Here is a 14830-nt window from a genome sequence, read left to right on the forward strand (position 1 = left end):
GCGTCTCCGGTGCTCAAAAAACCATCAGACCGCACGCGTGATCTCCCCGTCTTCGTCCGGCGGCGTGCCGAACAGGCCGCCCATCAGCAGGCCGATGCGCTCCACCGTCGTCTCGTGCGTCGGCCGGCTGTCGGACAGGCGGCCATGGAACAGCACGGAAATCCGGTCGCTCAGCACGAACAGCTCATCCAGATCCTGGCTGATGACCAGCACCGCCGCACCCGACCGCGCCAGATCGATCAGCGCCTTGTGGATCGCCGCGGCAGCACCTGCATCGACACCCCAGGTCGGTTGGCCGACCACCAGAAGCTTGGGCTTCTGCAGGATTTCGCGGCCGATGATGAATTTCTGCAGATTGCCGCCCGACAGCGACCGCGCTTCCGCCCGATGACCGTGCGCCACGACGTTGAAGCCGCGGATGATCGTCTCGGCATAGGCGCGGGCGCGGGCGAAATGGACCATGCCGCCGCGCACCAGCGGCTCGCGGGCATAGCCGGACAGCAGCGCGTTCTCCGACAGGCTCAGTTCCGGCACCGCACCCCGGCCCAGCCGCTCCTCCGGCACGAAGGCGAGGCCAAGCGTCCGGCGGGCCCGCGGTCCCAAATGCCCGGCCGTGGTTCCCTCGATCACCACGGCATCGGCGTCGGCGAGCAGAACCTCGCCGCTCAAGGCCGCCATCAGTTCCGCCTGCCCGTTTCCGGCCACACCGGCGATGCCGAGAATCTCGCCCCCCCGCACCTCGAAATTGACGTCCTTCAGATTGGTGGCGAAGGGATTGTCGGAGGTGGTGGACAGGTGGCGCACCGTCAGGCGGGCAACGCCGGCCACACCCTGCGGCGGCCGCTCGGGGGTGGACAGCTCCGCCCCCATCATCATCTCGGCAAGGCTGCGCGCTGTCTCCTGCCGCGGGTCGGCGGCACCCACCACCTTGCCGGCGCGCAGCACGGTGGCGCGGCTGCACAGGGCGCGGATTTCCTCCAGCTTGTGCGAGATGTAGAGGATCGTGCAGCCCTCCGCCGCCAGGACGCGCAGCGTCTCGAACAGCTTGGCCGCCTCCTGCGGCGTCAGGACGGAGGTCGGCTCGTCCATGATCAGCAGCTTCGGATCCTGCAGCAGGCAGCGCACGATCTCCACCCGCTGGCGCTCGCCCACCGACAGATGGAAGACATGGCGGCCGGGGTCCAGCGCCAGACCGTAGCGTTCCGACACCTCGCGGATACGGCCGGCGAGCTGATCCATCGGTCCGGCATTGTCGAGGCCGAGCGCGATGTTCTCGGTCACCGTCAGCGTGTCGAACAGCGAGAAATGCTGGAACACCATGCCGATGCCGAGACGGCGCGCACCGGCCGGGTCGGGAACAACCGTTTCCGCCCCCTGCCACAACATGTTTCCGGCATCCGGGTGCAGCACCCCATAGATCATCTTGACCAGGGTCGACTTGCCGGCCCCGTTCTCACCCAGCAGCGCATGGATCTCGCCCGGTTGCAGGACGAGATCGACATGGTCGTTGGCCAGACAGCCGGGGAATCGCTTGGTGATGCCGCGCAGCTCCAAACGGGGCGGCGGGGCGTCCGGGGGGTAGGTCTCGGCGTGCGAAGGCAAGGAGGAGCAATCCGGAAAAAGGTCAAACCTGTATGGCATTGCCAAAGCCGTGCCACCGCTACCAACAGAGTAATCCGGCGGCACCACCGGCCGTCAACAACCGATCCTCTGCCCAACGGTGATGCATCTGCCGCTTTGGTCATCATGCCACAGTCGGCTCCTGCAACCCAGCCCTTCGCCCAGCTCATTGCCAGGGCATTGCAGTGCGGCAAGCCCTTGCCAGCCGGGCCGTTCCGCCCAACACTTCAGTCGATTGGATGATGTGGAGGCGAGGATGTCGGCGGGTTACGCAGTTTTGGACCAGCGGAGCGTGGTGGCGGTTACGGGCGAGGACCGCAAGGCGTTCCTGCAAGGGCTGGTGTCCAACGACGTGCTGCGGGTCGCGCCGGACCGTGCCGTCTATGCCCTGTTCCTGACGCCGCAGGGCAAGTTCCTTCATGATTTCAACTTGGTCGAGTCGGGAGCAGAATCGGACGCCGTGCTGCTGCTGGACCCGGAGACGGAGCGCCGCGCCGACCTGTTGCGCCGGCTGAAGATGTACAAGCTGCGCTCGAAAATCGCGCTGGAGGACCGGACGGAGCAGCTTCGCGTGGTCGTCGCCTTCGGGGCCGGCGCGCTGGAGGCGCTGGGCCTGCCGGCCGAACCGGGTGCGGCACGGGCTTTCGCTGGCGGCGTCGCCTTCACCGACCCGCGGCTGCCGGCGCTGGGGGCCCGCCTGTTTCTGCCGGCGGACGGGCTTGCGGCATTGGAGGCGGCCGGTCTGGCGCCGCGCGAGGCCACAGACTACGACCGGCGTCGCCTGTCGTTCGGCATCCCCGACGGCACGCTGGACCTGATCCCGGAGAAATCGATCCCGCTGGAAAGCCGGATGGACGCGCTGAACGCAATTTCCTGGGACAAGGGCTGCTACATGGGGCAGGAGCTGACCGCCCGCACCAAATACCGCGCCCTGATCAAGAAGAAGCTGTTCCCGGTCACCGTCGACGGCCCGATGCCGGACGCCGGCACTCCGGTGACGTTGGACGGCAAGGACATTGGCGAAATGCGCAGTGGCCGCGACGGCGCCGCGCTCGCTTTGCTGCGGCTGGAGGATGTGCAGTGCGCGGCCGAGAGCGGACTGAGCTTTCAGGCAGGGCCGGCGGTTCTGACACCGCGCGAACCTGGGTGGGACCATACCACGAAGGGTTAGTCACACACCGAAAGAGTTCCCGGAAGGAGTGATCAAACGGGCTTCGCTCCTGTTGTTGTGATGTCTTCAGACACAACGACATAAGGAGCCACCCTCATGCGTCGCACCCTGATCGTCACCGCCGCCTCGCTGGCTCTCATGACGGGCGTCGCCGTCGCGCAGACCTCGTCGCCGACCGTGGGCAATCCGTCCTCGTCCACGTCCAGCATGTCGAACACCGCAACGCCGGACAGCACCACCAACAGCAGCATGACCAAGTCCGGTCCGACGGGCGGCCAGCTCGCCAGCGCCGACGAACTGATCGGCAAGAACGTCTATGGCCGCGACAACAACAAGATCGGCGAGGTTGACGACGTCATCCTCGACGGCACCGGTCAGGCCAAGCAGCTGGTGATCAGCTCGGGCGGCTTCCTCGGCATCGGCGAGAAGCAGGTCGCGGTCGATTACAGTGCCGCCAACTGGGATTCTCAGAACAACCGCCTGAACCTCGCCGGCATGAGCCGAGACGACGTCAAGGCGATGCCGGACTTCAAGTACGACGACACCATGACGTCGCTGAACAAGAACCGCAAGCCGGCGGAGAAGGAAACGGTCGCCCCGGGCGCCGCCCCGACGACCGGCACCACCACGGCGAAGTAAGGGCTGCTTGCGATTCGAGGTGGGGGCATCCGCCCCCGCCCTTCAGCCCCGCAGCAAATCCACGAAGCGCCGACAGGCCACGATCTCCGCGCGAACGTTCGTGCGGCGTTTCGTGGCCTCTGCGTCTTCACCCCACTGCTCGATCTGGTAGGTTTCGTCCAGCTGCGAGACCTCGAACGCTTCCTCGGCGTTGAGACGGCCTTCCAGCAGAGCAAGCGCGACGATGATCGATCCGCAGACGCCGGTCGCGGTCTGAAGCGCCGACAGATACCAGTCGTCCGTCCGCTCCACCACCCGGCGCAGGGCGGCCAGAGCCTCGTCCGGCTGCGGCTTGGGCATCAGCCCGGCGCAGACATGGAGCGGCGCGTCATAAGTCAGCGCTGCCCAATCCAGCAGAGGCTGCCAGAGCCGGGCCTGCCGCTCCACCAGCGGCTGGGGATGTTCGGCGCGATAGCACAACAGGTCGGTTTCGGCATAGGCGCTGATGGCGGGAACAATCTCCGGCCGCTTCACCGGGATCAGATCAACGGCGGTGCTCGACAGCTGCATCAGCGGCATGGAATGAGCGTCGATCTGGTCGCCCTGCGCCGCCCATTCGTCAGCCACGCCCTGGGCCAGCGGCAGGCTCGGGAAGACCAGCGGCGCCTTGGCGGGGCTACGCACGGGGCGGCCGTCCAGCTCGACCCGGAAACCGCCCTCGGTCTCGCCCCCAACCTTGCCGACGCCCGCCGCCTTGTAGAAACGCTTCATCGCTTACCCTTCCAAAAGCTCCAGCACTGCGGTGGCGACGTCGCGCCCGCGGTGGACGATGCGGTCGGCCCCGGCCCGCTCCAGTTCCGGCACCGCGTGATAGCCCCAGGAGACGCCGACCGACCGCACCCGCGCGTTGCGGGCCATCTGAATGTCGTAGGTAGTGTCGCCGATCACAACCGTCGCCGCTTCCTCCGCACCGGTCTCCGCCAGCGCCCGCTGCACCATGTGCGGGTTGGGCTTGCCGGGACCGACATCGGCGGTCTGCAAGGTGACAAAGCGCCCGGTCAGCCCATGGCCCTTCAACACCGCATCCAGCCCGCGCCGTGACTTGCCGGTTGCCACCCCCAGCAGCACCCCGGCCTCCTCCAGCGCCGCCAGCGTGTCGACGATGCCGGGGAACAGCGGCTCGTCCACCTCGCCGCGGCTGCGGGCGCTGGAAAAGGCGCGCTTGTAGCTTTCCGCCACCGCGACATGCAGGTCGGCATCCCGCTGCGGCAGCAGCAGGGCCACCGCCTCCACCAGCGACAGCCCGACCATGCGGCGGACATCCGCCGGCTCGGGCTCGCCCAGCCCATGCTCGGCCCAGGCGCGGGTCATGGCGTCGATGATCGCGAACTGGCTGTCGACCAGCGTGCCGTCGCAATCGAAGAGGGCGAGGCGCAACGGCGGCTTCCCCTGCGGAGCCATCACTCGAAATCCTCGAACGGGTCGTCGCGCAGGTTTGGGCTGAAGCCGAAATACTTCCAGGTCGCCAGCATGTGGTCGGGCAACGGCGCCGTCACGTCGATGGTCTTGCCGCCGCGCGGATGCGGCAGGATCAGCCGGCGGGCATGCAGGTGCAGCTTCTTCGCCACCTCGGCTCCGCCGGCCAGGAAGGCGCCCTGCCCGGCATATTTGCCGTCGCCCAGGATCGGCGTGCCGACGGCGGCCATGTGGACGCGCAGCTGGTGGGTGCGGCCGGTCAGCGGCCACATGGCGACGAAGGCCGCCTGCTTGCCGACATTCTCCTGCACCGAATAGACGGTAAGGGCGCGCTTGCCCTCTTCCTTGCTCTCCGCCACCCGCTCGCCATGCGGGCCGCCTTCCTTGGCCAGCGCCAGATCGATCTTGCCCTGGTAGGGCGTCGGCACGCCGACGGTGACGGCCCAGTAAATCTTGCGCACAGCACTGCCGCGGAACAGCTCGGTCAGCTTGCTGGCGGCGAAGGTGGTGCGGGCCAGCAGCAGGACGCCGGAGGTGTCCTTGTCCAGCCGGTGGACCAGTTTCGGCCGCTCGTTGCCGTCGAAGCGCAGGGCGTCGAGCATGGCGTCAAGATGTTTGGAGGTGCCGGTACCGCCCTGCACCGCCAGACCGGGCGGCTTGTTGATGGCGATCACGTCGGCGTCGCGGTAGAGCACCATCGCCTGCAACTCGGCGATCTGCTTGTCCGACATGCCCTTTGGCTTGCTGCTTCCCTGACCCGGCCCCCTGACCGGTGCGGCCCAGGCGGCCAGCGGCGGGATACGCACGCCCTGCTTAGCCGCCAACCGTGTCGACGTCTCCGCCCGCTTGCCGTCAACGCGGACCTGACCGGTGCGCAGCAACTTCTGCAGATAGCTGTGGTTCACGTCGGGGAAATGGCGCTTGAACCAGCGGTCGAGCCGCATGTCGGCCTCGTCGGCCGTCACGATGCGGGTTTCGACCTTGCTGTCGCCCTTGGCTTCGGTCGACGCGGTATCGGCGTTATCGGCAGTGGGCTTGGGAAAGTCAGTCATCAGAGGGACACCGAAACAAGAGAACGCACGGCCCACAGGCCGGCAAAGAAGCCCACCACGCTGAACAGCGTCGAGGCGAGGAAGTATCCCGCCGCCGCGGCAAGCTCGTCACGGGCGACGAGGACACCGATGTCCAGCGTGAAGGAGGAGAATGTGGTGAAGCCGCCCAGCACGCCCACCAGAAGGAAGGCGCGCAGTTCTGGCGACGGCGACCATGTCAGCGCCGCAAGTTCCGACAGCACCCCCATCACCGTACAGCCGATCACGTTGACGATGATCGTCCCCACCGGAAAGCGGGTTCCGATCCATTGCGCAATCGTGAGCAGCATCAGGTAACGCGCCACCGAACCGGCGGCACCGCCGACGGCGACGGCGAGCAAGGACAGGGGGGATGCGAGCACGGCGCCTCCGGCTGAGCGCTGGGAAAGGGAAACGGGAGTGGAGCGCCGGATTAGAGCCAGAAACCTGCGGACTTGTCACGCGATGGACAATCGCGGCAGGATCGCAGGCATGGAAAAGCTTCCCTCCAACGCCGCATTGCTGGTCATCGACCTGCAAAAGGCCATCGACGACCCGCGCTGGGCCCTGACCGGTCCACGCAACAACCCGCAGGCGGAGGCCAACGTCGCGGCATTGCTGGCCGCGTGGCGGCGGGACGGACGGCCCATCGTCCATATCCGCCACGATTCGGTGGAGCCGGACTCCAGCTACCGCCCCGGCGGTCCCGGCCATGACTTCAAGGAAGAGGCGCGGCCATTGCCCGGCGAGACCGTGATCGGCAAGCGGGTGAACAGCGCCTTCATCGGCACCGGGCTCGACGAGTGGCTGCGCGGCCGCGGCATCGCCACGCTGGTGGTGACCGGCGTCATCACCAACAACAGCGTCGAGGCGACGGTGCGGATGGCCGGCAACCTCGGCTACGACGTGCGCCTGGTGGCCGACGCCTGCTTCACCTTCGCCAGGAAGGACAGGTCGGGGAGGCTGCGGACCGCCGACGAGGTCCACGACCTGTCGCTCGCCAACATGGACGGCGAATATGCGACGGTCGTGGATACGGCGGCGGTCTTGGGCTGACGGCCGCCTTACGCCAGCTTCGCCTTGAGGAACTCCACCGTCCGCTTCCAGGCCAGCTCGGCGGCGTCCTTGTTGTAGCGCTCGGCCGACGTGTCGTTGTGGAAGGCGTGGTTGACGCCGTCATAGACGTGGATCTGGTGTTCGACATGCGCCTTCTTCAGCGCCTCGTCGTACGCGGGAATGCCGGCGTTGATGCGTTCGTCCAGCCCGGCATAGTGCAGCAGCAGCGGCGACTTGACCGTGGTGACCAGCGCCGGGTCGGGGGTCGGGCCGTAGAAGGCGACGCCGGCCTTCAGGTCCGGCGCCTTGATCGCCAGCCGGTTGACCATGCCGCCGCCCCAGCAGAAGCCGACCGCCCCGACCTTGGCCGAGGAATAGCGATAGGCCATCAGGTAGCTCATCGCCGCGATCAGGTTGTTGACCGTCTTGTCGGTGTCGAGCTGGCCGATCATGTCGCGCGCCTTGTCGGCATCCTGCGGCGTGCCGCCCAGCGGCGACAGCAGGTCCGGGGCAAACGCCACGAAGCCTTCGGTGGCGAGGCGGCGGGTGACGTCCTCGATATAGGCGTTCAGGCCGCGGTTCTCATGGATGACGACCACCGCCGGAGCCTTGTCCGCCAGCTTCGGCCGGGCGATATAGCCGGACACGTCGCCGGTCGCCCCCTGGAAGGACACCTTTTCCGCCGCCAGACGGGTGTCGTCCTCGCCGACCACGGCGGCACGGGCATAGTTTGGCTCGATGGCCGACAGGATGGCCGGAATGGCCGCCGCACTGCCGGCCAGCGCCGCAAGCCGTTCCAGGAACACCCGGCGCGGCAGCGGCGCGTGGGTGTATTCGTCGTAAAGGTCGATGATCCGCTGGTCCATCCCCGATGCCCCTGTTTTGCCTCGTGCCGCAGCTCAGCCGGTGCGGTCGCGCATGAGAGTGGTGGCGACGCACCGGCTTGGCAACCGGGAGACGGATCCGCTTTCGGCCTATGACGCCGGTTACGAGGCTTCCGATGCCACCTCGGTCAGCGGCACCAGCTCCGACGGCTGGTATTCCACCAGAAGGCCGTCGCGCATCTCCAGCACCCGGTCCATGCGGCGGGCAAGGTCCAGATTGTGGGTGGCGACCAGGGCACCGACCTTGGCCTGCCTGACGATGGCCGACAGCATGGTGAAGACATGCTCCGCCGTGTGCGGGTCGAGGTTGCCGGTCGGCTCGTCGGCGATCAGCAGCGACGGGGCGTTGGCCAGCGCGCGGGCGATGGCGACGCGCTGCTGCTCGCCGCCCGACAGGCGGGCCGGACGGTGGGTGCCGCGCTGCTCCAGCCCGACCATGCGCAGAAGCTCGTCGGCACGCTGCCGGGCGACCGACTTCGACACGCCGGCGATCATCTGCGGCAGGACGATGTTCTCCCGAGCCGAGAATTCCGGCAGCAGATGGTGGAACTGGTAGACGAAGCCGATGGAGCGGCGGCGCACCTCGGTCCGCTTGCCGTCGTCCAGATTGGACACATCGGTGCCTGCGATCCGCACCGTGCCGCCGGTGGGCCGTTCCAGCAGGCCGGCGATGTGCAGCAGCGTCGATTTGCCGGCCCCCGACGGGCCGACCAGCGCCACCAGTTCCCCGGTGCCGACGGTCAGGTCGACCCCGCGCAGCACCTCCAGCGTCTCGCCCGCCTGTTCAAAGCGGCGGACGATTCCCTTCAGTTCCAGCATCGGCTGCATGACGGCGTCACTCATAGCGCAGGGCCTCCACCGGGTCGAGCCGGGCGGCGCGCCAGGACGGGTAGATGGTGGCGGCGAAGGACAGGCCCAAAGCCATCAACGTCACCTGTGTCACCTCGCTCCAGTCGATCTTGGCCGGCAGATGGGACAGGAAATAGATTTCGGCATTGAACAGGTTGGTGCCGGTCAGCCCCTGGATGACCTGCCGGATGCTCTCGATGTTCAGCGCGAAGGACACGCCGAGTGCCAGCCCCAGCAGCGTCCCCGTGACGCCGACGCTGGCGCCCGACAGGAAGAAGATGCGCATGATCATGCCGCGCGTCGCCCCCATCGTGCGCAGGATCGCGATGTCGCGCCCCTTGTCCTTAACCAGCATGATCAGACTGGAGATGATGTTGAAGGCCGCCACCATGATGATCAGCGACAGGATCAGGAACATCACGTTGCGCTCAACTTGGAGTGCGGTGAAGAAGCTGGCGTTCGACTGCTGCCAGTCGACCACCCTGCCCTCTCCTGCCACCACCGACTGGACGGCGGACCGGGCCGCGGCGATCTGCATCGGGTCGCTGACGAAGACCTCCAGCGAGGTCACGGCGTCGCCGGTGCGGAAGAAGGCCTGCGCCTCCTCCAGCGGCAGGAAGATGAAGCTGTTGTCGTATTCGAACATGCCGACGTCGAAGATCGCGCCGATGGGATAGCTGCGCATCCGCGGCACGGTGCCGAAGGCGGTGACGTTGCCCTGCGGTGCGATCAGCGTGATCTGGTCACCGACCGACAGCCCCAGCCGCTGTGCCATGCGCACGCCGATGGCGACGCGATCCTCGCCGAACTCGTCGACCGAGCCGCGGATGACGTTGTTGGCGAGCGTCGGCCGCACCTTGAAGTCTTCCGCCCGCACGCCGCGGATGACGGCGCCGGATGCGACGCCGCGCACCGACACCAGCGCCTGCCCCTCGACCGTCGGGGTGACGTTGACCACGCCCGGCGTGTTGCGCAGCTTGCCGGCCAGGATGTCGAAGTCCGGCAGCGGCCCGCCCCGCGAGCTATAGACGTTCAAATGCCCGTTGAGGCCGAGCACCCGGCCCAGCAGCTCCGCCCGGAAGCCGTTCATCACCGCCATCACGATGATGAGCGTCGCCACGCCGAGCGCGATGCCCAGCAGCGAGAACCCCGCGATGACCGAGATGAACCCTTCCTGGCGGCGCGCCCGAAGGTAACGCATCGCGACCATGCGTTCGAAGGCATTGAAGATCATGAGGCGGGGGTCCTGTGGCGGGGCCTGAAACAGGCGGAAGCGATGCCCTACATAAGAACGTGAGCGTGGCGGGAAAAGGGCAAAGCCCGGACCGCCGACTTTGTCGGTCCGGGCTTCCTCTTCGGGTTAAGCCAATCAGCCCAGCAGCTTTGCCAGCGCCGCCTCGACCGGCAGTTCTTCCTTCTCGCCGGTGGCGCGGCGCTTCAGCTCGACGACGCCGTTCTTCAGGCCGCGCGGCCCGACGACCAGCTGCCAGGGAACGCCGATCAGATCCATGTCGGCGAACTTGGCGCCGGGACGCTCGTCGCGGTCGTCATAGGCGACCTCCAGACCGGCCGCTTCCAGCTTCGCATACAGCTCGGCGCAGACACGGTCGGTCTCGGCGTCGCCGGACTTCAGGTTGATCAGGCCGACGTTGAATGGGGCGACGGCGTCCGGCCAGATGATGCCGTTGTCGTCGTGGCTGGCCTCGATGATCGCCCCCATCAGGCGCGACACGCCGATACCGTAGCTGCCCATCTCCACCGGGATCGACTCGCCGTTCGGACCGGCGACCACCGCGTTCATCGGCTTGGAATATTTGGTGCCGAAGTTGAAGATGTGGCCGACCTCGATGCCGCGGGCCGACACCAGATCGGCCTCCGGGACCGGGCTGTTGGCCGGGTCGTGCTTCTCGTCGGTCGCCGCATAGATCGAGGTGATGCGGTCGAAGAAGGGCTGCAGGTCGTCCTCCATGCCGGGGGCGTCCTTCAGCACGTCCAGGTTCATCCAGTCCTTGTGGCAGAAGACGCCGCTCTCGCCGGTCTCGGCCAGGATGATGAACTCGTGGCTGAGGTCGCCGCCGATGGGGCCGGTGTCGGCGCGCATCGGAATGGCCTTCAACCCGATGCGGGCGAAGGTGCGCAGGTAAGCCAGGAACATCTTCTGGTAGGAGCGGCGGGCGCCGGCAGCGTCGATGTCGAAGGAGTAGGCATCCTTCATCAGGAATTCACGGCCGCGCATCACGCCGAAGCGCGGGCGGATCTCGTCACGGAACTTCCACTGGATGTGGTAGAGGTTCAGCGGCAACTGGCGGTAGCTTTTGACGAAGGACCGGAAGATGTCGGTGATCATCTCCTCGTTCGTCGGACCGAACAGCATCTCGCGGTCGTGACGGTCGGTGATGCGCAGCATCTCCTTGCCGTAATCGTCGTAACGGCCGCTCTCGCGCCACAGATCGGCCGACTGGATGGTCGGCATCAGCAGTTCCTGCGCGCCGGCGGCGTCCTGCTCCTCGCGGACGATCTGCTCGATCTTGCGCAGAACCCGATAGCCCAGCGGCAGCCAGGCATAGATGCCGGCGCTGGTCTGGCGGATCATCCCGGCCCGCAGCATCAGGCGGTGCGAGACGATCTGCGCCTCGGTCGGGGTCTCCTTGAGGGTCGGCATGAAGAAGCTGGACAGCCGCATGGCTCTGCTCTCGTGTGCGAGGTGTTCGACAAGGCCGACGCGCCCGCTGCTTCGCAACGAAAGAGCGGACACGACGGCGGGTGAGCGACTTTAGGAAGGTCGCCCTCACTTGTCCACTGTAAGCCCCCCGCCGTCAGTCCTGCCCGCCTCTCTCCCTATCGGGTGCGGCAATAGGCGTAGAGGCGTTCCTCGGCACCCGGATCGATCGGCTGGCCGTTCAGATAGAGCCGGTCGCCGACGACGCTGAGCCAGACCGCGGTGATGTCGTTGGGCAGATGGGGCACCGACGGCAGGGCGATCCCCATCCGCCGGGCAAGATCGACCGACAGCGGCAGATCGATGGGAATCTGCGGTTGCGCACCGGCACTGCCCGGCAGATCGGCCGGCGCCACCGCCCGGCCATTGACATCGACGCCCGGCCGATATTCGACGTCAGCGGCCGGCACATGGCGGGTCAGACGCTGGCACAGCGACAGGTCGATCACCGGCCGGTCGCCGGCCGGCCTGTTGCGGGCCGCATCGGGCGTCAGCGGGATCGGACCGGGAAGCGGTTGCGGCGACTGCGCCGGGGCTGGAACCGGGGCCAGGGACAGCAGCAGGGCCGCCAGCCCGGCGCGCACCGGCCGGCATATAAGGGCTCCGCGCGGGATCACAGCGTGTGCCGTTCGGCCACCGGGGCCGGATTGCGCATGGCCTTCCAGTAGATCGACAGGTAGGGCATTCCTTTTTCCGCCTCCTCCTGGGTTCGTGCCGACTGGCGGATGTATTTGCCGATGAACGGCTTGTTCACATGTTCCAGATCGATCGCCGCCTTCAGCACCAGGAACTCGCCGATCTTGTCCGGCAGATTGTAATGCCATTTCTGCAAACAGTCGGAGGTCACACCCGGCTTCGCCTGTTCGGGCTCGGGCAGATAAAACTCCTGGTGGTGGTATTGCGAGATTTCCTTCCACGCCTGCGCCACACGGCCCGGCTTCAGGCGCGGCAGCGCCTTCAGGATGCGGACATCGTCATGGAACAGGGGCAGGAAGCCGCGCTTTTCCGCCAGTTCGGTCAGCATCGTGTGAAGACCGGCCATCACGCCGCCCTCCGCACCGCCGCCGCCGCCGTCGCTGCCCGTCTTTTCCTCCCGCCTTCGGCCGAACAAGGCGCTGAAAAAGCCCTTCTTCGGCTTTGACTGGCTGCTGTTGCCGCCATCCTGCCCGATCTTGCGCTCGTCCCACAGCGAGTCCCAGGCAAATTCCCAGGCCGTGAAGATGGCGTTGGAGCGGTCGTCGAGAACGGTCAGCAGATACTCCCGCCCTTCCCGCGCCCAGTCGACGTCGCCGACGATGGCGCGCACCGGACGGCGGCTGAGCACGACCGGCAGAATCCCGACGCGCACCAGTTCCTGATAGAATTCGACAAAGGACGGAGTCTGGATGAAGGGCAAGACCGAGCATGGCTGCTGCTCAGGCGCCAGCAGCTCCATGCTTTTCTTGGTGCGCTCCAACAGTTCGGCTGCCACAACCGCCGCGAACTGATTGAACCGTTCGTTTTCATTCGCGGCCATCGGCGCCTCGACTGTCGTCCCTTTCCTGCCGCCCGCCGGAGCGGGCAAAGGTCCAGCTGGATAAGCGAGCAAAGCGGAAAGCCCCCGGACGGCACAGCCCCCCGGTGGCGATCTGAAAACCCGGCTGAGCGCCCGCACTGGGGAACCCCCGCCACAGGAACTAAGCCGAGCAACGCTACCAAGTAAACCGTTAACGTTTTCTGGACCATCGGCGGAAATTTTCTGTCCCCGCCGCACCGCCCGGTTCCAACCCGCATCGAATGGAAAAGAAAAGGCCGCGCGGCGAATGCGGCGCGGCCTATCGAGTTTAGGGAGGAATCGCCACCAGGCGTCGGAAAGGGGGGAGTATCCCCCCTCGTCACCATAAAAGAGTGGACCCGAGCCGCGATCATGGCAAGCCTAAAACAGAGGCAGAACCCCCTCCTGCACAAAATACTTGCATTTTTGCCCAGCCTTTCAGCGTTTGCCGAGGTTCTGGGCGTACATTTGCTTATTCCTTGGGCTGATAACCATCGTAACCGGCGTCCACTGCGGCTTTCCATGGTGGATTTAGCCCGAGCACCACAGTTTGCACCGGACAGTCGGCCTGATGGGCACCCGGCAGGTACCCCAGGCTCATCAGGAACTCCCCGACGATCTCGCCGCCGGTGAAGCGGAAAGTGCGGCCGAACAACTTCACCCATTCCGCCTTGGACAGCGGATGATGGGCACGCAGCCAGCCGTCGAAGGATCCGTGGGTTTCCCGCAGTGCGACGATGCGCCGGGCATTGTCGATCACCGCATCCACCTTCAGGCGGTTGCGGATGATCCCGGCATCGGCCAGCAGCCGCACCCGCTCCGCCTCGCCATAGGCGGCAACCCGGTCGATGTCGAACCCGTCGAAGGCGGCACGGAAAGCGTCCCGCTTCTTCAGGATGGTCAGCCAGGACAGGCCGGCCTGGTTGATCTCCAGCACCAGACGCTCGAACAGCACCCGGTCATCGCTGCTGGGAAAGCCGTATTCGCCGTCGTGGTAGGGACCGTGGTGGGGATGGCCGGGTGCGGCCGCGCAATAGGTCAGGCTCACCCGCCCTGCTCCTCTGTGTCGTCAGAACATGTCCCGCGCCATGTCGCGGAAGGAAACGATGCCGGATCGCTCGACGCCGAAGATCACCAGCCACACCAGCAGAGCGACCAGCGACGTGATGATGAATTTGCGCAGAATGCGCGGCTCGACCGGTGCGGAGGAGGCCATGCCGGGTTCCGGCGTCTCCGGGGTCCTGACGCCCCAGGGCAGCACCGCGAACAGCACCACCCACCACACGACGATGTAGACGAAGGCCGCAGTCACCCAGTTGTCCATCGCCCTCTCCGCATTTCAGTCGATCAAGCCCGCAGCTGGCCCCTGGCCGGCCAGGATCAGGCCTGTTCCAACTCCACCAGCGTCCCGCAGAAATCCTTCGGATGCAGGAACAGCACCGGCTTGTCATGGGCGCCGATCTTCGGCTCGCCGTCACCCAGCACGCGGGCTCCCTGCTCCTTCATCCGGTCGCGGGCGGCCAGGATGTCCTCCACCTCGTAGCAGATGTGGTGGATACCGCCGGACGGATTCTTTTCCAGAAATCCTGCAATCGGCGATTTCTCCCCGAAGGGATGCAGCAGCTCGATCTTGGTGTTGGGCAGAGTGACGAAGACGACGGTGACGCCGTGCGGTGGCAGGTCCACCGGCTGAGACACCGCGGCGCCCAGCGTATCGCGGTAGAGCGCGGTCGCCGCCGACAGGTCCGGAACGACGATGGCGACGTGGTTGAGCTTCCCGATCATGCGTGTCCTCTCGATGGCTGTCCCTGGCCCGTTGGCGGGCTCTGATAA

At 66.5% G+C, this 14830-nt stretch carries 17 protein-coding genes; 3 read left to right on the plus strand and 14 right to left on the minus strand.

The window, feature by feature from the left end; translation table 11 throughout:
* Window positions 1-24: 24 nt before the first annotated feature.
* Window positions 25-1602 carry an ABC transporter ATP-binding protein gene (locus ACWPN8_RS11540; RefSeq protein WP_492240848.1) on the minus strand — a complete coding sequence of 526 codons (1578 nt, stop codon included), beginning with the start codon at window positions 1600-1602 and terminating at the stop codon, window positions 25-27.
* Window positions 1603-1876: 274 nt separating this feature from the next.
* Here ACWPN8_RS11540 and ygfZ point away from each other — a divergent pair, with 274 nt between their 5' ends.
* Both ygfZ and ACWPN8_RS11550 read left to right on the plus strand, forming a co-directional pair.
* The gene (ygfZ, locus tag ACWPN8_RS11545; protein ID WP_492240849.1) at window positions 1877-2791 is read left to right on the plus strand and encodes a CAF17-like 4Fe-4S cluster assembly/insertion protein YgfZ; all 915 of its coding nucleotides are present in this window, start codon (window positions 1877-1879) and stop codon (window positions 2789-2791) included.
* 96 nt (window positions 2792-2887) lie between these two features.
* The gene (locus tag ACWPN8_RS11550) at window positions 2888-3430 is read left to right on the plus strand and encodes a PRC-barrel domain-containing protein (protein ID WP_109096516.1); all 543 of its coding nucleotides are present in this window, start codon (window positions 2888-2890) and stop codon (window positions 3428-3430) included.
* Between the two features lie 42 nt (window positions 3431-3472).
* Here the strand turns inward: ACWPN8_RS11550 and ACWPN8_RS11555 are convergent, their stop codons facing one another.
* From ACWPN8_RS11555 to crcB, 4 genes are read right to left on the minus strand one after another with little or no spacing between them, the layout of a single operon-like run.
* Window positions 3473-4180, minus strand: coding sequence for an ATP12 family chaperone protein (locus ACWPN8_RS11555; protein ID WP_492240850.1), 708 nt, complete (start codon window positions 4178-4180; stop codon window positions 3473-3475).
* Between the two features lie 3 nt (window positions 4181-4183).
* Window positions 4184-4870, minus strand: coding sequence for an HAD-IA family hydrolase (locus tag ACWPN8_RS11560; RefSeq protein WP_109096514.1), 687 nt, complete (start codon window positions 4868-4870; stop codon window positions 4184-4186).
* On the minus strand, window positions 4870-5937 hold the full coding sequence (locus ACWPN8_RS11565; protein WP_492240851.1) for an RluA family pseudouridine synthase: 1068 nt from the start codon (window positions 5935-5937) through the stop codon (window positions 4870-4872). The genes ACWPN8_RS11560 and ACWPN8_RS11565 overlap by 1 nt, the downstream gene beginning before the upstream one ends.
* Window positions 5937-6338 (minus strand): fluoride efflux transporter CrcB, encoded by a 402-nt coding sequence (gene crcB / locus ACWPN8_RS11570; protein WP_109096512.1) that lies wholly within the window; start codon window positions 6336-6338, stop codon window positions 5937-5939. Before crcB ends, ACWPN8_RS11565 begins: the two co-directional genes overlap by 1 nt.
* 109 nt (window positions 6339-6447) lie before the next feature.
* On the opposite strand from crcB, the gene ACWPN8_RS11575 reads away from it, so the two are divergent.
* Window positions 6448-7011 carry a cysteine hydrolase family protein gene (locus tag ACWPN8_RS11575; RefSeq protein WP_492240852.1) on the plus strand — a complete coding sequence of 188 codons (564 nt, stop codon included), beginning with the start codon at window positions 6448-6450 and terminating at the stop codon, window positions 7009-7011.
* Window positions 7012-7019: 8 nt separating this feature from the next.
* On the opposite strand, the gene ACWPN8_RS11580 is transcribed toward ACWPN8_RS11575, so the two are convergent.
* The 9 genes from ACWPN8_RS11580 to mce form a co-directional block, all read right to left on the minus strand.
* Window positions 7020-7877: a dienelactone hydrolase family protein gene (locus ACWPN8_RS11580; RefSeq protein ID WP_492240853.1), complete on the minus strand. Its 858-nt coding sequence runs from the start codon at window positions 7875-7877 to the stop codon at window positions 7020-7022.
* Between the two features lie 120 nt (window positions 7878-7997).
* A complete protein-coding gene (locus tag ACWPN8_RS11585) occupies window positions 7998-8738 on the minus strand; it encodes an ABC transporter ATP-binding protein (RefSeq protein ID WP_492240854.1) in 741 nt (246 codons plus the stop codon).
* Complete coding sequence (locus ACWPN8_RS11590) at window positions 8731-9978, minus strand: lipoprotein-releasing ABC transporter permease subunit (RefSeq protein WP_109096508.1); 1248 nt, start codon at window positions 9976-9978, stop codon at window positions 8731-8733. Before ACWPN8_RS11590 ends, ACWPN8_RS11585 begins: the two co-directional genes overlap by 8 nt.
* A gap of 135 nt (window positions 9979-10113) precedes the next feature.
* Window positions 10114-11427, minus strand: a complete 1314-nt coding sequence (gene proS / locus ACWPN8_RS11595; RefSeq protein WP_455181925.1) for a proline--tRNA ligase — start codon at window positions 11425-11427, stop codon at window positions 10114-10116.
* A gap of 155 nt (window positions 11428-11582) precedes the next feature.
* On the minus strand, window positions 11583-12047 hold the full coding sequence (locus ACWPN8_RS11600) for a hypothetical protein (RefSeq protein WP_247872829.1): 465 nt from the start codon (window positions 12045-12047) through the stop codon (window positions 11583-11585).
* A gap of 29 nt (window positions 12048-12076) precedes the next feature.
* Window positions 12077-12979 (minus strand): hypothetical protein, encoded by a 903-nt coding sequence (locus ACWPN8_RS11605; RefSeq protein WP_109096505.1) that lies wholly within the window; start codon window positions 12977-12979, stop codon window positions 12077-12079.
* Window positions 12980-13469: 490 nt separating this feature from the next.
* Window positions 13470-14045, minus strand: coding sequence for a DNA-3-methyladenine glycosylase I (locus tag ACWPN8_RS11610; protein ID WP_492240855.1), 576 nt, complete (start codon window positions 14043-14045; stop codon window positions 13470-13472).
* Between the two features lie 21 nt (window positions 14046-14066).
* Complete coding sequence (locus ACWPN8_RS11615; protein ID WP_109096503.1) at window positions 14067-14321, minus strand: DUF1467 family protein; 255 nt, start codon at window positions 14319-14321, stop codon at window positions 14067-14069.
* 56 nt (window positions 14322-14377) lie between these two features.
* Complete coding sequence (gene mce / locus ACWPN8_RS11620; protein WP_492240856.1) at window positions 14378-14782, minus strand: methylmalonyl-CoA epimerase; 405 nt, start codon at window positions 14780-14782, stop codon at window positions 14378-14380.
* Between the last annotated feature and the right edge of the window lie 48 nt (window positions 14783-14830).

It is taken from the genome of Azospirillum sp. UENF 112521 (assembly GCF_058780665.1).